Annotated in this window: 20 protein-coding genes; 10 read left to right on the top strand and 10 right to left on the bottom strand. The window is 63.6% G+C overall.

The window, feature by feature from the left end:
* Positions 1–19: 19 nt before the first annotated feature.
* The 3 genes from NKJ81_RS16065 to NKJ81_RS16055 are packed head-to-tail and all read right to left on the bottom strand — an operon-like array spanning position 20 to position 4,359.
* Positions 20–1,903 (bottom strand): ABC transporter ATP-binding protein, encoded by a 1,884-nt coding sequence (locus tag NKJ81_RS16065; RefSeq protein ID WP_352541006.1) that lies wholly within the window; start codon positions 1,901–1,903, stop codon positions 20–22.
* A complete protein-coding gene (locus tag NKJ81_RS16060) occupies positions 1,900–3,789 on the bottom strand; it encodes an ABC transporter ATP-binding protein (RefSeq protein WP_352541005.1) in 1,890 nt (629 codons plus the stop codon). The genes NKJ81_RS16065 and NKJ81_RS16060 overlap by 4 nt, the downstream gene beginning before the upstream one ends.
* Before the next feature lie 27 nt (positions 3,790–3,816).
* Complete coding sequence (locus tag NKJ81_RS16055) at positions 3,817–4,359, bottom strand: hypothetical protein (RefSeq protein ID WP_352469727.1); 543 nt, start codon at positions 4,357–4,359, stop codon at positions 3,817–3,819.
* Positions 4,360–4,642: 283 nt separating this feature from the next.
* On the opposite strand from NKJ81_RS16055, the gene NKJ81_RS16050 reads away from it, so the two are divergent.
* The 3 genes from NKJ81_RS16050 to NKJ81_RS16040 all read left to right on the top strand — a co-directional run bounded on the left by NKJ81_RS16050 (position 4,643) and on the right by NKJ81_RS16040 (position 5,924).
* Positions 4,643–5,101, top strand: a complete 459-nt coding sequence (locus NKJ81_RS16050; RefSeq protein WP_352541004.1) for a tRNA (cytidine(34)-2'-O)-methyltransferase — start codon at positions 4,643–4,645, stop codon at positions 5,099–5,101.
* A gap of 132 nt (positions 5,102–5,233) precedes the next feature.
* Entirely contained in the window at positions 5,234–5,680 is a 447-nt protein-coding gene (soxR, locus tag NKJ81_RS16045; RefSeq protein WP_352541003.1) for a redox-sensitive transcriptional activator SoxR, read from the top strand.
* A gap of 43 nt (positions 5,681–5,723) precedes the next feature.
* On the top strand, positions 5,724–5,924 hold the full coding sequence (locus NKJ81_RS16040; RefSeq protein ID WP_352541002.1) for a hypothetical protein: 201 nt from the start codon (positions 5,724–5,726) through the stop codon (positions 5,922–5,924).
* A 6-nt stretch (positions 5,925–5,930) separates the two neighbouring features.
* Here NKJ81_RS16040 and NKJ81_RS16035 read toward each other — a convergent pair whose 3' ends face one another.
* The gene (locus tag NKJ81_RS16035) at positions 5,931–6,188 is read right to left on the bottom strand and encodes a hypothetical protein (RefSeq protein WP_023679487.1); all 258 of its coding nucleotides are present in this window, start codon (positions 6,186–6,188) and stop codon (positions 5,931–5,933) included.
* Positions 6,189–6,291: 103 nt separating this feature from the next.
* On the opposite strand from NKJ81_RS16035, the gene hemF reads away from it, so the two are divergent.
* From hemF to NKJ81_RS16020, 3 genes are all read left to right on the top strand, one after another.
* A complete protein-coding gene (gene hemF / locus NKJ81_RS16030; RefSeq protein ID WP_352541001.1) occupies positions 6,292–7,206 on the top strand; it encodes an oxygen-dependent coproporphyrinogen oxidase in 915 nt (304 codons plus the stop codon).
* 257 nt (positions 7,207–7,463) lie between these two features.
* Entirely contained in the window at positions 7,464–7,724 is a 261-nt protein-coding gene (locus tag NKJ81_RS16025) for a DUF1344 domain-containing protein (RefSeq protein WP_352541000.1), read from the top strand.
* A 281-nt stretch (positions 7,725–8,005) separates the two neighbouring features.
* Positions 8,006–8,191 carry a DUF1059 domain-containing protein gene (locus NKJ81_RS16020; RefSeq protein WP_023679490.1) on the top strand — a complete coding sequence of 62 codons (186 nt, stop codon included), beginning with the start codon at positions 8,006–8,008 and terminating at the stop codon, positions 8,189–8,191.
* 3 nt (positions 8,192–8,194) lie between these two features.
* Here NKJ81_RS16020 and NKJ81_RS16015 read toward each other — a convergent pair whose 3' ends face one another.
* From NKJ81_RS16015 to NKJ81_RS16005, 3 genes are read right to left on the bottom strand one after another with little or no spacing between them, the layout of a single operon-like run.
* Positions 8,195–9,463 carry a CCA tRNA nucleotidyltransferase gene (locus NKJ81_RS16015; protein ID WP_352540999.1) on the bottom strand — a complete coding sequence of 423 codons (1,269 nt, stop codon included), beginning with the start codon at positions 9,461–9,463 and terminating at the stop codon, positions 8,195–8,197.
* Positions 9,460–10,092, bottom strand: a complete 633-nt coding sequence (locus NKJ81_RS16010) for a CoA pyrophosphatase (protein WP_352541101.1) — start codon at positions 10,090–10,092, stop codon at positions 9,460–9,462. The genes NKJ81_RS16015 and NKJ81_RS16010 overlap by 4 nt, the downstream gene beginning before the upstream one ends.
* A gap of 13 nt (positions 10,093–10,105) precedes the next feature.
* Positions 10,106–10,735 carry a DUF1285 domain-containing protein gene (locus tag NKJ81_RS16005; RefSeq protein ID WP_352541100.1) on the bottom strand — a complete coding sequence of 210 codons (630 nt, stop codon included), beginning with the start codon at positions 10,733–10,735 and terminating at the stop codon, positions 10,106–10,108.
* A gap of 144 nt (positions 10,736–10,879) precedes the next feature.
* On the opposite strand from NKJ81_RS16005, the gene NKJ81_RS16000 reads away from it, so the two are divergent.
* The 4 genes from NKJ81_RS16000 to NKJ81_RS15985 are packed head-to-tail and all read left to right on the top strand — an operon-like array spanning position 10,880 to position 17,708.
* A complete protein-coding gene (locus tag NKJ81_RS16000) occupies positions 10,880–11,884 on the top strand; it encodes an AAA family ATPase (protein ID WP_352450525.1) in 1,005 nt (334 codons plus the stop codon).
* Positions 11,884–12,798 (top strand): DUF58 domain-containing protein, encoded by a 915-nt coding sequence (locus NKJ81_RS15995; RefSeq protein ID WP_352540998.1) that lies wholly within the window; start codon positions 11,884–11,886, stop codon positions 12,796–12,798. Before NKJ81_RS16000 ends, NKJ81_RS15995 begins: the two co-directional genes overlap by 1 nt.
* Positions 12,795–15,617, top strand: coding sequence for a DUF4159 domain-containing protein (locus NKJ81_RS15990; RefSeq protein ID WP_352540997.1), 2,823 nt, complete (start codon positions 12,795–12,797; stop codon positions 15,615–15,617). Before NKJ81_RS15995 ends, NKJ81_RS15990 begins: the two co-directional genes overlap by 4 nt.
* 3 nt (positions 15,618–15,620) lie before the next feature.
* Positions 15,621–17,708, top strand: a complete 2,088-nt coding sequence (locus NKJ81_RS15985; protein WP_352540996.1) for a hypothetical protein — start codon at positions 15,621–15,623, stop codon at positions 17,706–17,708.
* 172 nt (positions 17,709–17,880) lie between these two features.
* Here NKJ81_RS15985 and clpS read toward each other — a convergent pair whose 3' ends face one another.
* The 3 genes from clpS to NKJ81_RS15970 form a co-directional block, all read right to left on the bottom strand.
* Positions 17,881–18,186 (bottom strand): ATP-dependent Clp protease adapter ClpS, encoded by a 306-nt coding sequence (gene clpS, locus NKJ81_RS15980; protein ID WP_352540995.1) that lies wholly within the window; start codon positions 18,184–18,186, stop codon positions 17,881–17,883.
* A gap of 258 nt (positions 18,187–18,444) precedes the next feature.
* The gene (locus NKJ81_RS15975; protein ID WP_352450529.1) at positions 18,445–18,660 is read right to left on the bottom strand and encodes a hypothetical protein; all 216 of its coding nucleotides are present in this window, start codon (positions 18,658–18,660) and stop codon (positions 18,445–18,447) included.
* Between the two features lie 36 nt (positions 18,661–18,696).
* Positions 18,697–19,041, bottom strand: coding sequence for a hypothetical protein (locus NKJ81_RS15970; protein WP_352469825.1), 345 nt, complete (start codon positions 19,039–19,041; stop codon positions 18,697–18,699).
* Positions 19,042–19,047: the final 6 nt, after the last annotated feature.

The raw sequence follows: 19,047 nt of genomic DNA, 5'->3' as shown, positions 1-19,047 counted from the left end.
CTACTCCGGTCTTTAGAAACTACTCCGCCGGCCGGGTCTCGGCCAGCGCGCTCTCCTCGTTGAACAGGAAACCGCCGGACTGCCGCTTCCACAGCCTGGCATAGAGCCCGTCGAGCCCGACCAGCTCGTCATGCGTGCCTTGCTCGACGATGCGGCCCTCGTCGAGCACCACCAGCCGGTCGAGTGCCGCAATGGTCGACAGCCGATGCGCGATGGCGATGACCGTCTTGCCTTCCATCAGCCTTGCCAGATTTTCCTGGATCGCCGCCTCGATGTCGGAATCGAGCGCCGAGGTCGCCTCATCGAGCACCAGGATCGGTGCATCCTTGAGGAAGACGCGGGCGATCGCCACGCGCTGGCGCTGGCCGCCGGAGAGCTTGACGCCGCGCTCGCCGACATAGGCCTCGTAGCCGATACGATCGCGATTGTCGCGCAGACCGAGGATGAACTCGTGCGCCTCGGCCTTCTTCGCTGCCGCGACCATCTCGGCGTCGGTCGCTTCCGGCATGCCGAGCTTGATGTTGTCGCGCAGCGAGCGGTGGAAAAGTGCCGTATCCTGGCTGACGACGCCGATATTGGCGCGCAGCGAATTCTGCGTGACCCTGGAGACGTCCTGCCCGTCAATGGTGATCTTGCCGCTCTCGAGGGCGTAGAGGCGCAGGATCAGATTGACCAAGGTCGTCTTGCCGGCGCCGGACGGGCCGACCAGGCCGACCTTTTCGCCCGGCCGCACGACGAGGTCGATGCCGTTGAGCACGCCGGACCCCTTGCCGTAGTGGAACTCGACATTGCTGACGTTGATGCGCCCGCCGCCGACGACAAGCTCTTTCGCGTCCGGCGCATCGGTCAGGCCGAGCGGCTGTGAGATCAGCGCCTTGGAATTCTCCAGCACGCCGAGGTTCCGCAAGATGCCGTTGAGCTGCATCATCAGCCGGCCGAGCAGCATGTTCAGCCGCAGCACCAAAGACAGCGTGAAAGCCACGGCGCCGACTGTGATCGCACCCTCGACCCAGAGATAAACGGCAAAGCAGGCGATCGCCGTGATCATAATGCCCGACAGCATCGTCAGCGCCATGCGCACGCCGGTCAGCCTGCGGGTGAACGGGCGCAGCGCGTCGAGATAGATGTCGAAGCCGTTCCTGATGTAGCGGTCGTCGCCATCGGCCGAGAACAGTTTCAACGTCTGCACGTTCGAATAGGAATCGACAAGGCGGCCGGTGATCATCGAGCCGGCTTCGGCGGTGGCTTCGGCATGTTTGCGGATTGCCGGCAAATAGCGCCTGGCCAGAAAGCCGAAGGCGGTAATCCAGATCACCACCAGCACCGCCAGCCGGAGATCGAGCCCGGCGACCAGCGCCAGCGTCGTCACCGTATAGACGACCATGAACCAGACCACCTCGATGAAGCTTTCCATCAGATCGCCGGTCGCCTGTCCCGCCTGCCAGACCTTGGTCGCGATACGCCCGGCAAAGTCGTTCTGGAAGAAGGCGTAGGATTGGCGCGAGACATGGCGATGGGCCTGCCAGCGCACCAGATTATAGAAGCCCGGCGTGATCGTCTGCTCGTCGACCAGCGCCGACAGGCCGACGACAATGGTGCGGATGACCAGCACCACCGCGATCATGAAGACAAGTTCCGGGCCGGCGGCAGTCCACAGAGCGTGCCAGCTGCGTTCACCGGGAAGCTGGTCGAGGATGTCGACCAGCCGCCCGACGAAATAGAACAGTCCGGCTTCGACCAGCGGCGCGATGCCGCCGATCACCAGCATGGCGAAGAAGGCGATCTTCGCCTGCCCGACATAATGCCAGAGGAAACCCCTGACGCCGGCAGGTGGGCGAAGGTCCGCAGGCTCGCGGAATGGATAGACCCAGTTCTCGAACCAGCGGTAGATGGCAGTCATCATTCGGCGGCTTCACCCTTGGCGATTGCATCGTTGGCGGCTGCATCGTTGGCGGAGGGGCCGTCGTCGAGCAGGAAGCCGCCCGACTGGCGTTGCCAGAGCTGGGCGTAGAGCCCGCCGCTGGCAACCAGTTCCTCATGCGAACCTTCCTCGATGACGCGGCCCTTGTCCATAACGACGAGCCGGTCCATGGCGGCGATCGTCGACAGCCGGTGCGCAATGGCGATGACGGTCTTGCCTTGCATCAGTCTGTAGAGGTTCTCCTGGATGGCCGCCTCGGCCTCGGAATCGAGGGCGGAGGTCGCTTCGTCGAGGATAAGGATTGGTGCGTCCTTCAGCATGACACGGGCTATGGCGATGCGTTGCCGCTGGCCGCCGGACAATTTGACGCCGCGATCACCGACATGCGCGTCGAAACCCTTTCGACCGTTAGAATCCGACAATCCGGCGATGAAATCCAGCGCCTCGGCGCGCCGCGCCGCCTCGATCAGCATCTGGTCGCTGGCGTCCGGCCGGCCATAGAGGATATTCTCGCGCACCGAGCGATGCAGCAGCGAGGTGTCCTGCGTGACCATGCCGATCTGGGCGCGCAGCGAGTCCTGCGTCACCGCCGCAATGTCCTGGCCGTCGATCAGGACCTTGCCGCTTTCGAGGTCATAGAAGCGCAACAGAAGATTGACCAGCGTCGACTTGCCGGCACCCGAACGGCCGACGATGCCGACCTTCTCGCCCGGCTTCACCGTCAGCGACAGGCTTTCGATCACGCCCTTCTGCTTGCCATAGTGGAAGCGGATGTCCTCAAAACGGATCTCCCCCTTGGTCACGGCAATATCCTTGGCGCCAGGCCGGTCTTCGACGAGGCGCGGCAGCGAGATCGAGGCGATGCCGTCCTGCACCGTGCCGATATTCTCGAACAGCGTGGACATCTCCCACATGATCCATTGCGACATGCCCCAGAGCCGAAGCACGAGGCCGATGACCAGGGCGACGGCGCCGATCGTCACGGCTTGGCCGAGCCACAGCCATAGCGAGATTGCAGTGACCGAAAACAACAGCAGCGAATTCAGGACGTAGAGCAGGCCGTAGAGCTGCGTCACCAACCGCATCGACCGGTAGACTGTATCGAGAAAGCCAGCCATACCGTCCTTGGCGAAGGATGCCTCGCGCCGCGCATGCGAGAACAGCTTGACCGTCTGGATGTTGGAGTAGCTGTCGACGACACGGCCGGTCATGGTTGAGCGCGCATTAGCCTGCTCCTCGCCGACCTTGCCCAGCCGCGGGATGAAATAGCGCAACAGCAGGACATATCCGGCAAGCCAGACGGCAAGCGGCGCAGCCAGCCGCCAGTCTGCCGAGCCGACAATGAACAGCATGCCGAGAAAATAGACGACGATATAGTTGAGCACATCGATGAGCTTGATGACGCACTCGCGCACCGCGAGCGCGGTCTGCATCAGCTTGGTCGCGATGCGCCCGGCAAACTCGTCCTGATAGAAGCTCATCGACTGCTTGAGCAGGTAACGATGCACCTGCCAGCGGATACGCATCGGATAATTACCCATCAGCGTCTGCTGGTTGAGCAGCGAATGGAACCAGACCGTCGCCGGCAGCGCGAAAACCACGATGAAGGCCATCCCGGCCAGCTTCAAGCCTTCGGTCTGCAGGAACGTCTCGCGATTCTGTCCGGACAGCCAGTCGACGATCCGGCCCATGAAGCCGAACATCCACACCTCGGCAAGGGCGATGGCCGTCACCAGTACCGCATCGAGAGCGATGTAGGGCCACGCGCCGCGCGTATAATGCACGCAGAAGGCGATCAGTGTCCGCGGCGGCTCGACCGGCTCCTTGGCAGGGAACGGATCGAGCCTTTTTTCAAACCAGCTAAACATAGAGATGCTCACAATACCTGTTTCCGCTCACGCGGCACGCGAACGGACGGGGTGCCCAGACCGCATGGCGTCAAGGACCGGCGATACGGAATCGTCCGCCTCGCCGGTCCTGCTTCGCGCTATATAGGTTGTCGCGGGCCTTTCGCCGACAGTCTCGTTTGACGATGCTGACGACGTTTTGACGATCCGGATTTTCGCGCTGGTTTTTGCACCAGGCCGGATCAGCCTGATGATCCGGCGCACCAGCGACGGCCGGCTATAGTCCGGAACGGCGCGCGAGAAATCGACGTCCGGCAGCATACCGCGATGCGGACGCCGGCGGGTCTCGGCGTGAACCGCCGACGAGTAGGTCTCGCCGATCAAAAGCGCCCAGGTCGCAGTCTTCCGCTCGTGCAGGCTTCTTGAGCCGGGTATTCTACAGGGATCGAACATCGGTCCGTCCTCCAGTTGAAGATGCAGGTAGAAGGGTGAACCAACCCAGGCCGCGGGCACGCGCGGCGCGGCAAAGGTGGCATCGGTCGAAGCGTGTTCAGGTGGGGCGTTCAGCCCCTTCCACAGCTTGAAAAACATCGCAGGATTCCTTCAAAGGCCGAAAAAGGTTTCGGCGGGAATCGGTGCGATTGAAGTCTAGAAGGTCAGGAGAATCGTCGTACCGAAACCGCCGTCGGGCTGGTAAGCCCACGAGAGGGGTGGTGGATGTGCATGGCCATCATGAATTACCCCTCCGTCGGTTCGGGTTGACAATGCTGGCCGTATAACCGACTTCGCAGAAAATGACCACCCGCCAGTCCAGGAATTTCCAAAACCGCGAGAGCTCTGTGGCTGATCTGCCACTTATTAGAAAGACGCGGAAATGAACGACCGTCTCCGCATCGCGCTCTACCAGCCTGATATCGCCGGCAACACCGGGACAATCCTGCGCTTCGCCGCTTGCCTCGGTCTCGGCGTCGACATCATCGAACCGGCGGGCTTCCCGCTCGGTGACCGGGCGCTGAAACGGGCCGGCATGGACTACCTCGAAATGGCGGCGCTCACCCGGCACGTCGACTGGCACGCCTTCGAGGACTGGCGCAAGCTTGCCAAGCGGCGGCTGGTGCTGCTGTCGACCAAAGCCACGACCCCTTACACCAGCTTCGCCTTCGGCGATGACGACATTCTTCTGTTCGGCCGCGAATCCGCAGGCGTTCCGGATCTTGTCCATCAAGCGGCGAATGCCCAATTGACCATTCCCATGCAAGACGCTGCGCGCAGCATCAACGTCGCGCTTTCCGTCGCCATGGTGGCGGGTGAAGCCATCCGGCAACTCGGATAACGGCACTCCGTCTCCCGTCATCCTGGCCCAGGCGCACATCACCATCTCCTTGGTTTGCAGATCCCGGGTTTCTTCGCTACAAGCTCAACTTAACTTTAGGTCAAGCGAAAAAATCGGAACGGAAAAAGAGGGATGGCACCGGTAACGGAATTGACGGTCGGCCAAGTGGCCATGCGCAGCGGTGTGGCGGTGTCGGCGCTACATTTCTATGAGGCCCGCGGGCTGATCCGCAGCCACCGGACGTCAGGCAACCAGCGGCGCTACGGCCGCGACGTGCTGCGCCGTGTCGCGATCATCAAGGTAGCGCAGGAGGTCGGTATCTCACTGGCCGAGATCGGCACGGCCCTTGCGTCACTGCCTGAGGGCCGGACGCCGACGCGCGAGGATTGGAACTTGCTTTCGACCGCCTGGCGCGACGGGCTCGACCACAAGATCGCCCAGCTGAAGAAACTGCGCGACGGGCTGACCGACTGCATCGGCTGCGGCTGCATGTCGATCGACAAGTGCCCGTTGAGGAACAAGGGCGACCGGCTGGCAAGGGAGGGGACCGGGGCGCGGCGGCTGATTGTTGCATCCTAAATGGAAGCAGTGCGATTATGGTGCGATACGGAAGGGAACCTCAGTGCTGGGACATCTAATCCAAGCAGAAGAAGAGACACAGCTCATCGTGATCTATCGGATCGATTCCGGCGGCATGCCAACGCCCTATACGTCCTTGAGCTTCGATGAGGCGCAGAAAATGGGCTTCGAAAAATTCGGCAAGCTATTTGGTGAGAACCTAATTCTAGATTCTCCAAAATTGCGCGATCTATTTTTGTCGTGACATCCCTTAATCTGCTGCCGGCAACCGTCGTATCGTGAACTCGATCACGTCGCCCGGCCGCTCGAACCAGCTTTCGATCTCGGTCCAATAGGCCTGCTTGGGAAAGCGCTCGAACCATTCCTTCGCCTTGAGACGAGCGTCGGAGCGCGGCAGCACGAAGGTCTCGCGCAGGAAGCCGTCGCGCGGCATGCGCGCGTTCTCGGCGCGCGAACGGTCGAGCCTCTTTTTCAGGCCATCCAGCGGCGGTCTTGCCGGGGTGCGCACGAAACAACTCCATTCACACTTGACCCTTGCACCCAAGAGATTAGGGATCGCGGCCGGAAAAGACGAGTCATTTGTCGGGCGCGCCCGCAACCGGAGACAGGATTTGCAACGACCCGAGATACCGGCGGGGCTGCCAGCCGACATCGAACAGAAGAAGACGAAGGCACGGCTGTGGTTCGAGACGTTGCGCGAGCGCATCTGTGCCAGCTTCGAGCAGATCGAGCAGGACCTGCAGGGGCCGCAGGCTAGCTGGTCGCCCGGCCGCTTCGAAAAGACGCCGTGGCAACGCGATGCCGGCAAGGGCGGCGGCGGTATCATGTCGATGATGCACGGCCGCGTCTTCGAGAAGGTCGGCGTCCACACCTCGACCGTCCACGGCGAGTTCTCCCCCGAATTCAGGAAGCAGATGCCGGGCGCCGAAGAGGACCCCTCCTTCTGGGCAAGCGGCATTTCGCTGATCGCCCATCCGTGGAACCCCAACGTGCCGGCCGTGCATATGAACACGCGCATGGTCGTCACCTCGCGCCAGTGGTTCGGCGGCGGCGCCGATCTGACACCGGTGCTCGACCGCCGCCGCAGCCAGGACGACCCCGACACGATCGCCTTCCACAGAGCGATGCAATTTGCCTGCGAGAAGAACGCGGCGATCGCCGACTACGTGAAATTCAAAGCCTGGTGCGACGAGTACTTCTACCTGCCGCACCGTGACGAGCCACGCGGTACCGGCGGTATCTTCTTCGACTGGCTGCATTCGGATGAGGACAAAGGCGGCTGGGACGCCGATTTCAACTTCGTCCAGGACGTCGGGCGATCTTTTCTCGTCGTCTACGAACATCTGGTGCGCGCCAACTTCAATGACAACTGGACCGATGGCGACCGTGACGAGCAGCTCATCCGCCGCGGCCGTTATGTCGAATTCAACTTGCTTCACGATCGCGGCACCATCTTCGGGCTAAAGACCGGCGGCAATGTCTCCTCGATCCTGTCCAGCCTGCCGCCAGAAGCGAAATGGCCGTAAAATCTCGGTGAGCACGACGTGAGCCGCAATCGGGTCCAAATCCCCAGAATTTGACGGCGAATGTGGCGCAAGGCGCGCCAGAAAATATCTTTTTCGTCTAATATATCATTGTAAAGATTGGGCTATTTGTCGCGTCGGGCCGGGAAACGCCGGCGGTTCTTTACTCCCGAGAGCCGCGACCCGACGTGACCGGACGGCCCATGATTGAATCGGGCACCTTTCCCAAGCGGTGCCCGTATTTTCCAGGAGAGCATGCCATGCGCAAGCTTATTATGACCGCAGCCGCCACTGCCGTTCTCGCCTCTGGTACTGCCGCATTCGCTGCGGTCAAGCACACCACCGGCACGATCAAAAGCTTTGATGGAACGGCGATGAGCCTAGTTCTGGATAACGGAGCCACTTTTACGTTGCCCCAGACCTTCAAGGATCCTGGCCTGAAGGTCGGCGAAAAGGTCCGCGTCACGTGGGATATGAGCGGCAAGGATAAAATTGCCGAGGCAGTCAAGATCGTGAAGTGATGACCTGCCCGCTGGAGCAAGACGAGGTCTTACTCCTGGGTAGCGCAAGAGGGCGGAGCAGCGATGCTCCGCCCTTTCGCAACCCGATCACTAGAGGGCCGCGTGTCGGCTTGGACGCACGGGCACTCTAAGGCAACCAAAACCGTTCGATCGTGTTATGCTAAGCTGGCCAGCGTGTAGCCCGGATACCGGACACGGTTTCCGGATCGCGCAATCAAAGGTCTGGGGCTTCCGTGTCATTGCGCGGCGCGGCGCTCCAAGGAGGAAATGAGGAGAAGCCGATGAAGGAATTCCATTGCGGGTCGCTCGTACCCGGCTGCGAGTGGCACACACGCGCCGAGGAGGAGGCTGAGGTCATGCGCCGTGCCGTCGAGCATCTGCGCGAGACGCACGGCGAGACGGTGATCCGCGAGACGATGATCGAGGCGATCCGCTCGCGCATCGAAAAGGTCCGCGACGCAGCGTGACGGTCAGGATTCGAGTGCCTCCGCGGCGCGCTTGAGCAGCGCGCCGCGATCAAGCGCAAAACCGGACTCGACCCATTCCTTTTCGAGATTCTTCAACGTTGCACCAAGCTTCGGCCCCGGTGATGCGCCAAGCGTCGTCAGATCGGCGCCCTTGACCGGAAAAACAGGGTTTTGCCATTTTGCAGCAAAGGCAAGCAGGCGCGAGAAGCCGCCGGTTTCGAGCAGTGCGTCATTGTCTTCGACCGCGCGGGCTCGAGCGGAAGCGAGCAACAGCCGCAACCGATCGACAAAGCCTTGGCGGTCGCCAAAATAAAGCCTTTTCGCCAACTCTCCTTCGGTCGTTTTCGGATCGACGGCAGCCGTGATCGCCCAATTCCGCAGCCGGCTTGCTTCGCTCACGGAAAGCCTCAATCTCTCGGCAAGCGTTTTCATGCGCGCGGCATCCGGCGGCACGATGGCTTCCAGCCTGAGCAGCGGGTCCGGCGCCCAGGCCAGATCCTTCTCGGTCTTGGTCAGCCCGTGGATGGCATCGATGCCCCATTTCTCGCTTTCCGGCAAAACGGCGGTCAGAACGCCGGCCTGGCGCATCCACAGCAGCGCCCGCGACGGATCTGGCGCTGACAGCAATTTCTTCAATTCCCACCAGACGCGCTCGACCGAGAGCTGGTCGAGCCCCTGCTTCAGCCGGGCACAAGCCTTCAACCCTTCGGCATCCGGCCTGCCGTCGCCATACCATGCGAAGAAACGGAAGAAACGCAGGATGCGCAGATAATCCTCGCGGATACGCGCTTCCGGATCGCCGATGAATCGCAGCCTCCGCGCTTCGATATCGGCGATACCGCCGACCAGATCGACGACCGTTCCATCGGCTTCGGCATAGAGTGCATTGATGGTGAAATCACGCCGCTCAGCGTCGGCTTTCCAGTCGCGGCCGAACGACACTTTGGCGCGCCGGCCGTCGGTTTCGATATCGGCACGCAGCGTGGTGACCTCATAGGCCTTGCCGTGGCCGACCGCGGTGACTGTGCCATGCTCGATGCCGGTCGGTACCGTCTTGAAGCCTGCCGCCTCGGCGCGCCGGATGGTTTCCTCGGGCACCGTGGTGGTGGCGATGTCGATGTCGGCGACCGGCTGGCCGATGAGCGTGTTGCGCACCGCACCGCCGGCGACACGCGCCTCCTCGCCGCCATCAGTCAGCGCCGCGAGCAGGCGCTGCAGGTGGCGTTCGCCGAGCCACCCGGCCTTGCCCGCGATCGACACTGGATCGCTCACGAATAGAGCCTTTCATAAAGCGTACGGATGATGCCCGCGGTGACGCCCCAGATGCGCTGGCCGCCATAGGGCATCTCGTAATAGAACCATTCGAGGTCGTTCCACATGCGACTGTCTCTGGTGTGGTTGGCGGGGTCCATCAGAAAGCCCAGCGGCACCTCGAAGACGGCATGGACTTCGTCGGAATTCAGCGTCAGGCTGAAACCGGGCCGCACAATCCCGAGCACCGGGGCGATGCGATAGCCGCTGCCGGAAACGTAGTCCGGCAGACGGCCGACGATCTCGATGTAATCCCTATCGAGACCGATCTCCTCGAATGTCTCGCGCAACGCCGCCGCTTCCGGGCTCGCATCGGTTTGATCGATGGTACCACCGGGGAAAGCCACCTGCCCCGAATGGTTGCGCAGCTTTTCGGCCCGCCTGGTCAAAAGGACCGTGGCTTCATGGCCATGATCGACCACCGGGATCAGCACGGCGGCATCGCGCAGCGCCTTGGCCAGCTTCAGCCTGGGATGGCCCGGATTGAAGCGGTGGTCGCCAAAATCGTCGCCGGCATGCGCCAGCGGCTGCGCCGCGACGCGCTGGCGAAACCCGGCAACGGAAAACGGCAACGGCATCACCTGATCCATCATAGGCGGTCCATCATGCGCTCAGCCGTTTCAGTTTCTCAGCCGGCATGATTGGATAGACCTCGCCTTTGGAACGGACGGCAAACATCCTCTTGCCACCGATGTCGATCTCTTCGCCGTGCTCGACCAGCTCGTACATCACCGGCCGTGCCACCAGCGCCTCCAGCCGCCCGCGCACCAGCACATAAGGCTTCAGGCCACCTGTCTCGTCCTCATCGACGAAGCGCAGCGGGTGTCCCGCCCCAGCCTCGACCACGTCGCCGACATTGGTGCGAAAGGTGATGATTTGTCCGTCGCCGGCGCCCGACACGTCCATCTCGACGGCAATGAAGGGCGCGTCGGCGACGCGGATGCCGACCTTTTCCACCGGCGTCACCAGGTAAGTCCTGCCGTCCACGTCCTTGCGCAGCACTGAGGAAAAAAGCTGCACCAGCGGCATCCGGCCGATCGGCGTTCCCAGATAGAACCAGGTGCCGTCCTGCTTGATTTCCATGTCGAGATCGCCGCAAAATGCCGGATTCCAGCGTTCCACCGGCGCCGGCCCCTTACCGGCGCCCGTCGCGCGCGAGACCAGCGCTTCCAGCCCGCGCGCCTCGGTCGCGGCCGTCAGGCTCTCTTCACGATGGTCGGCGGCTTCCGTCATGGTCACGAAATAGTCACTGTTGTTCCGCTTGTCAGCCTAAGTCTGTGATTTAAGTTCATTGCAGGCGCATGCGAAGCCGAATCGCGGCATTCTCTGCGGCACCAAGGTGCCAAGCGGTGTTTCCAACAGAAGGATCGATGCTGCATGAGCGTTATGATCAAGGAAAGCCCAATCAGCGAAAAGGACATGGTGGCGCAGGCCGAGAAAGCGCTGGCCGACATTTCGAGGGTCCGTGACGGCGTCGGCCGGGTCATTTTCGGCCAGGAAAGCGTCGTCGAGCGCACGCTCGTCGCATTGCTGGCCGGCGGCCATGCACTGCTGGTCGGCGTGCCCGGCCTCGCCAAGACCAAGCTGGTCGAAACGCTGGGCATCGTGCTCGGCCTCGATTCGCGCCGCATCCAGTTCACGCCCGACCTGATGCCATCCGACATTCTCGGCTCCGAAGTGATGGAGCAGGATGAATTCGGCAAGCGCTCCTTCCGCTTCATTTCCGGGCCGATCTTTGCGCAACTGCTGATGGCCGACGAGATCAACCGCGCCTCGCCACGCACCCAGTCGGCGCTGCTGCAGTCGATGCAGGAATACCACGTCACCATTGCCGGCGTGCGCCATGATCTGCCGTCACCGTTCCACGTTCTGGCGACGCAGAACCCCCTGGAGCAGGAAGGCACCTATCCGCTGCCGGAAGCGCAGCTCGACCGCTTCCTGATGCAGGTCGATATCCTCTACCCCGAGATCGAGGCGGAGCGCCGCATCCTGCTGGAGACCACCGGTATCGAGGATGCCAAGGCTGAAAACGTGCTGCAGCCGGCGCGGCTGAAGGACATCCAGACGCTCATCCGCCGTATGCCGGTGCCGGAAAGCGTCGTCGAGGCGATCCTCAAGCTGGTGCGCTCAGCGCGCCCCGGCCAGGGCAACGCCGATACTGACAAGCACGTCGCCTGGGGCCCAGGCCCGCGCGCCAGTCAGGCGCTGACGCTGTGCACCCGCGCCCGCGCCCTCTACGATGGCCGGCTGGCGCCGTCGGTCGACGACGTCCGCGCGCTCGCCGAGCCGGTGCTGCAGCACCGCATGGCGCTGACCTTCGCCGCCCGCGCCGAGGGCACCACGGTTCGCGATGTTGTGGCGAAGCTCGCGAAAGGGATTTGATGGCGCGCATCGGTGAAGCGCAGGCACCGGCAGCGACGCGCGATGCGCTCGCCAGAGGCCGGTTGCGGGCTTCGTTGGTGCCGGACCTGCTGGTCGAGGCGCGCCGCATCGTCAACACGGTAATTGCCGGCTGGCATGGCCGCCGCAAGCGCGGTATCGGCGAGAATTTCTGGCAGTTCCGGCCCTATGTCGAAGGCGATTCCTCGCGCATTGACTGGCGCCGTTCCGCTCGCGACGACCACACCTATGTCCGCGACCGTGAATGGGAGGCTGCCCACACGGTGTGGCTTTGGGCCGATCCCTCGCCTTCCATGCTCTACAAATCGACCGGGGCCAGCGTTTCCAAGGAATCGCGCGCCCTGGTGCTGACGTTGGCCATGGCCGAGCTTTTGTCGCGCAGCGGCGAGCGCATTGCCTGGCCGGGCCTGACCGACCCGTTCACCGCCCGCAATGGCGCCGAGCGCATCGCGGCGCAACTGATGCACGCCGGCGACCTGCCGGCAAAGCCCGATCTATCCGGCATTCGCAGGTTCTGCGACATCGTCCTCGTCAGCGATTTCCTCGACCCCGTCGAGGACACTATTGCGTGGCTGGACGTTCCCGCCCGCCACGGCGTGCGCGCCCATCTGGTCGAGGTCGCCGATCCGGCCGAGGAAAGCTTCCCCTATGCCGGGCGCACCGAATTCACCGATCCTGAGACCGGCGACAAGCTGACCGCCGGCCGCGCCGAAATGCTGGGCGAGGAATATCGCCTGCTTTATGCCGCCCGCCGCCAGGAACTGGCCGCCTGGTGCAAACGGCTTGGCTGGAGCTTTACCGTCAATCATACCGATCGCCTTGCCTCCGAGGCGCTGGTGCGCATCCACATGGCGATGACCGCCGAAGGCAGCTTTGCCGGGAGGGCCCGCGCATGAGTTGGCTGCCGCTCTCCTTCGGGGCGCCGATGGTGCTGTGGGGCCTGCTGGCGCTGCCGGTGATCTGGTGGCTTCTGCGGCTGACCCCGCCCAGGCCGCAAGCCGAGGTGTTTCCGCCGCTCAGGATTCTCGCCCGCGTGCTGAGGCGCGAAGAAACGCCGCAGCAGAGCCCTTGGTGGCTGACGCTGCTCAGGCTGCTGATGGCCGCGCTTGTCGTGGCAGCACTTGCCGAACCCGTCTTCAACCCGCGCGAAAAGCTGCCGGCCGAAGGCGCCGCCCTGGCGCTGGTGATCGACAATGACTGGGCAAGTGCCGCCGACTGGGGCAAGCGGGTCGCCACCGCCGAGCGGCTGATCGCCGATGCCAATTCGAACGGCGTGCCGGTGCTCATCGCTTTCACCGCCGAGAAGCCGAATGCCGAGATCGGTCCCTTCGATGCCGCTGCCGCGCTCGACCGGCTGCGCGCGGCAAAGCCGCGGCCGATCCCGACCGACCGCCCCGCCGTCTATGCCCGCGTCGCGTCAGCCCTGGAGTCGCTGCCGGGCGCAAGCGTCGCAGTGCTCGCCGATGGCTTGGCGGCGCAAGGCGACGAAGCCGCCTTCAACACGTTGTTGTCAAAGAACGCGGCACGTGTCGTCTGGGCCGTCTCCGACCGGCTGTCGCTGACCGGCCTGACCGGCGCCGACAACCAGGTCGACGGCTTCGCCCTGACCGCCATCCGCGCACCGGGCGATCCGGCACCTGCACAGGTGACGGCCGGCGCGTTCGACGACAAGGGGCGCCGCATTGCCGACGCGACGCTGACCTTTGCCCCGGGCGGAACCACCGCAACCGGCACGATGGCGGTGCCGTTCGAACTGCGCAACGACTTCGCCTACATCGCGCTCGATGGCGAGCGCCAGGCCGGTGCCGTCCGCGTGCTCGATGAGAGCTCAAAACGCCGCCGCGTCGGGCTGCTGTCGCAGTCCGAGGCTGATCAGGCGCAACCGCTGCTGTCGCCGCTCTACTACATTCGCCGCGCCCTGCAGCCCTTCGCCGATCTCGTCGAGCCGTCGAGCGTCGATCTCGCCGACGCCATCCCGCAACTGCTCGACCAGAAACCGGCGATGATCGTCATGGCTGATGTCGGCACCATTCCGGAACAGGCGCGGCAGAGGCTGGTCGACTGGGTCGACAAGGGCGGCACGCTGGTGCGTTTTGCCGGTTCGCGGCTGGCCGCTGCCGGCAATGACGACGATCTGCTGCCGGTCCGGCTGCGCACCGGCGAGCGATCGCTTGGCGGCGCGCTGTCATGGACGGCGCCGCAGCCGGTCACCGAATTCCCGAAAACCGGTCCCTTCGCCGACCTCGCGCCGCCGACCGAGGTCACCGTTACCAGGCAGGTGCTGGCCGAGCCGACGCCCGACATTGTCGAGCGCACCTGGGCCACGCTTGCCGACGGTACGCCGCTGGTGACCGGGATGAAGAAGGACAAGGGCACCCTCGTACTGTTCCACGTCACCCCCGAGGCGACGTGGTCCAACCTGCCGATCTCCGGCAGCTTCGTCGAGATGCTGCGGCGCATCGTGCAATTGTCGCGCAACCAGGGCTCGGCGGTCGCCAATGCCGAGGCAGCCGCCACGTCGCTGGCACCCTATCGCATGATCGCTGCCGACGGCACGCTGGTGCCGCCGACGCCGGATGCCAGGCCGCTGGTGCCCGGCGCCGGCCCGCTGCCGGTGACGCTGGAAAACCCGCCCGGCCTCTACGGCTCGGAGACGGGAGTGTTCGCTCACAATCTGCTCGGTGGCGACAGCGCATTCACGCCGCTGGCCCGGCCTGAAATCACGGTACCGGTCACCACCATCCAGTATGCCTTCGACGAGCAGCACAACCTCAAAGGTCCGCTTGTCACGGCCGCTCTGGTGCTGATGGTGCTCGACACGCTTGCCGTATTCTGGATGGGCGGCCTGTTGTCGCGCCGGCCGCGCCGTGCCGGCGCTGCGGCCACGGCAGCCGTCCTGCTGATTGCGCTCGGCGCTTTGATTGGCCACGCGGACGTCGCGCGCGCCGACGACGCCAAACCGGGAGATACGGAGGCGATCGGGGACATTTCAAAGACCCGGATCGCCTACGTGCTGACCGGCGAGCCGGGTGTCGATTCGATCAGCCGCGCCGGGCTCGAAGGCCTGACCCGCTTTCTTATCGAAAAAACCGCGCTCGAACCCGGAGCACCGGCCGGCGTCGACATCTCGAAGGACGAACTTTCCTTCTATCCGCTGATCTACTGGCCGATCGATGCCTCGGCCCCGATGCCCAGCGAGGCCGCCATCGCCCGCATCGACGCCTACATGCAGCAGGGCGGAACGGTCTTGTTCGACACCCGCGACCAGTTCGCCAATGGCATTGGTGCGGATTCGACCAGCCCGGCGACGGAGCGGCTGCGCGACATCCTCGGCAACCTCAACGTGCCACCGCTTGAACCGGTGCCGTCGGATCACGTGCTGACCAAATCCTTCTACATTCTTCCGGAGTTTCCCGGCCGTTTTGCCGGCAGCCCGCTTTGGGTCGAGGCATCGCTCGAAGCCAGCAACACCGAGAACCGCCCGGTGCGCACCGGCGACGGCGTTTCGCCAATCATGATCACCGCCAATGATTTCGCCGGCGCTTGGGCCGTCGACGAGAATGGCGACCCGCTATTGCCGACGATGCCTTCGGATCCGATGCAGCGCATCTATGCGCTGCGTGCCGGCGTCAACATCATGATGTACATGCTGACCGGCAACTACAAATCCGATCAGGTGCACGTCCCGGTGCTGCTCGAACGGCTGGGGCAGTAGACTATGAACTGGTCGCTCTCCTTCGAACCGCTCATCACCTGGCCACTGCTCGCAGTGGTTCTGGTGCCGCTGCTGCTGCTGGCGCTGGTCGGCCTTTGGTTTCGCCAGCGCGGCGCGGTCTTCCGCCTGGCAGCCCTGATTGCCCTGGCGGCGGCGCTGCTCAATCCGGTGTTCCTCGACGAAGAACGTGAGCCGCTGAAAAGCATTGTCGCCGTCGTCGTCGATCGCAGTCAGAGCCAGGATATCGGCGACCGCACCAAGCAGACTGACGCGGCGTTGGCCGGGCTTCAGCAGCGTCTCGGCCGCTTCAAGCAGTTCGACGTCCGTGTCGTCGAAGCCGGCAAGTCCGAAGCCGCTGACGAGCGCACCGAGACGCGGTTGTTTTCCTCGCTCGAAAATGCTTTCCGCGACGTGCCGCCATCGCGCATCGGCGGCGCCATCATGATCACCGATGGCGAGGTGCATGACGCGCCGTCCGGCGCACCCGATTTCAATGCCCCGCTGCACGCGCTGATTACCGGCAACGAGCATGAAAAGGACCGTCGCATTCGCTTCGAGAATGCGCCGCGCTTCGGCCTCGTCGGCAAGCCGCTCGACATGACCTATCGCGTCATCGCCACCAACAACGAAACCGGCCTGGTCGATGTCCGCGTATCGGTCAATGGCGAGCAGGTATCGGTCGAGCACGCCAACATCGGCCAGGCGATGCCGCTGCAGGTGACCATTCCCAGCGCCGGGCGCAACATTGTCGAACTCGCCATCAACCACGAGCCGGGCGAACTCACCGACACCAACAACCGCGCCATCGCGCTGATCGACGGCATTCGCGAAAATCTGCGCGTATTGCTCGTTTCCGGCGAACCGCATGCGGGCGAGCGCACCTGGCGCAATTTGCTGAAATCCGACGCTTCGGTGGACCTCGTGCACTTCACCATCCTGCGCCCGCCGGAAAAGCAGGACGGCACACCGATAAACGAATTGTCGCTGATCGCCTTCCCGACGCGCGAGCTGTTCGTCGAGAAGATCAAGGATTTCGACCTGATCATCTTCGATCGCTATCAGCACCGCGACGTACTGCCGATCCTCTATTACGACTATATCTCCGAATATGTCGAAAAGGGCGGCGCGCTGCTGATCGCGGCGGGCCCCGAATATGCCGGCGAAAGCTCGATCGCCCGCACGCCGCTGATGTCGGCGCTGCCGGCAATGCCGACCGGCGAGGTCATCGACAAGGCCTTCTATCCGCGCCTCACCGATACCGGCCAGCGTCATCCGGTAACGCGCGGGCTCGACGGCTCCGCGACCGAGCCGCCGCACTGGAGCCGCTGGTTCCGCACCATCGGCGTCGAGAACCCCGAGGGCGAGGTGGTGATGAAGGGCGCCGACAACCGGCCGCTGCTGCTGCTCGACCGCAAGGGCGAAGGCCGCGTCGGCATGCTTCTGTCCGACCAGGGCTGGCTGTGGGCGCGCGGCTTCGAGGGCGGCGGCCCCCATGTCCAGCTTTACCGGCGCATCGCCCACTGGCTGATGAAGGAGCCCGAACTCGAGGAAGAGCGGCTGACCGCCGACGGCCGCGGCATGGTGCTTGAAATCCGCCGCCAGACGATGAGCGACGACCCCGGCCCGGCGCAAGTCATCACGCCGTCCGGCAAGGCACTGATCGTCAGGCTCGAGAAATCCGAACCAGGCGTCTTCCTCGGCAGCGTCGAGACCAACGAAATCGGTCTCTATCAGGTCGGCAATGGCGACCTGACGGCATTGGCCCATGTCGGGCCGGTCAACGCCCCGGAATTCACCGACGTCGTCTCCACCGAGAACCAGCTGAAACCACCGGCTGAGGCAACCGGCGGCAGCGTTCGCCGGCTGGCGCCGGCCTCAGCACTTGGCACTCTCACCAGCACCGTCACGCTGCCATCCGTAGTCCCGGTCCGTTCCTCGGGCGCTGCCTCCGGCGATGACTGGATCGGCCTGCGCACCACCGACGACAGCGTACTCAAGGCCGTCTCGCGCGTGCCGCTGTTCGGCGGCTTCCTCGGCCTCGGCCTGCTGCTTCTGGCGATGGGCTCGATGTGGTACCGCGAAGGGCGGTAACGCGGTTTATCCTTCTCCCCTTGTGGGAGAAGGTGGATTGGCGCGCAGCGCCAAGACGGTTGAGGGGTGCTGGACGGAGTGCCGTCCTTGCCAAGCTGGAACACCCCTCATCCGACCGAGCTTCGCTCGGCCACCTTCTCCCACAAGGGGAGAAGGAAGAAAGCGAACCGCCCTACTCCTCCGGCTCCGTCGTGAACATCAGCGGGTAGCCCTTGGCCTTGCCGGCATCGGTTGCCCGCGCCGCCTTGGTCTCGGCGACATCCCTGGTGAAGACGGCGACAACGCAGACGCCGCGCCGGTGCGCGGTGATCATTATCCTATGCGCCTGGTCTTCGCTGAGCTTGAACTCGGACTTCAGCACCGTCACGACGAACTCGCGCGGCGTGAAATCGTCATTGACCAGGATGACCTTGTAGAGCTTCGGCCGTTCGACCTTCGGCTTCGTGCTGGTACGGGGTTTTGTCGTGATTTCAGGCATTGGACCGGCAATTGCGTACGACAGCTTTGCGGTCATTTTGACATGGGCAAAAGCGGTCGTCCATTCAACCGCGCGCGATCGGCTTGCCGGCGAGCGCAGTTCACAAATCCGTGCCTATGTGGGAACTGCCGGCTGGCGTTCACCTGGGCGGTGTGGGCAGGGACTGGCCCTATTGTATGCACGCAACAAAAAAGACGACCGCTCCAGGCAAATCGCAACTGGAGCGGTCTTCTCATAGGGTAGAAAGATGTCGCTTGATCAGGCCTTCGGAGCTGCCTTGACCGCGTGCTTCTTGTGCTTCTTGACGGTCTTCTTGGCAGCGACCTTCTTCACGGCCTTGGCCGGCGCAGCGGTCGTCGTTGTCGTCGCAGCCGGGGTGGTGGTCGCGGCATTGGCGCTGCTGGCGCCGAGAACCGGCATCGAGACGGCCAGCGCGATGGCGAGACCGAGGGCGGAGAGGAGGGACTTTTTCATGGCTTCACTTCCTTTTTGTGCAGATCGGATTGAGTGTCACTGAACGGGATCGATCGGTGTCACTCCAAGCAGCTTCAAAGCGTTCGCGAGCATCCGGATTCCCTGTGCCTGTTTCTTGTTGGCGCAGAACCGGTTTCCCTTTCTTTGAAGTGCTTTCGCCGCGGTGACCTGCGTTGCCGCGGCATGGGTTTCGAGGGCTTCGTCAAACTGGCGGTTCAGATCGATGCAACGCTCGCTGCGGGTGGTCGCCACCTTTGCATCGGCCGCCTTTGCATTGGCCACCTTCGCATCGGCCAGTTTTGCATCGGCATGTTCGACCGCGACCGTGACGAGCGAAATGGAAAGCAACGCACCCATCAGACTGATCGAGAACCTTTGCATTGGTCT

Source organism: Mesorhizobium sp. M0018, assembly GCF_040323955.1.
GTDB lineage: Bacteria > Pseudomonadota > Alphaproteobacteria > Rhizobiales > Rhizobiaceae > Mesorhizobium.
The sequence above is the reverse complement of the archived record's forward strand: the minus strand, read 5'-3'. Positions and strand labels throughout refer to the sequence as shown.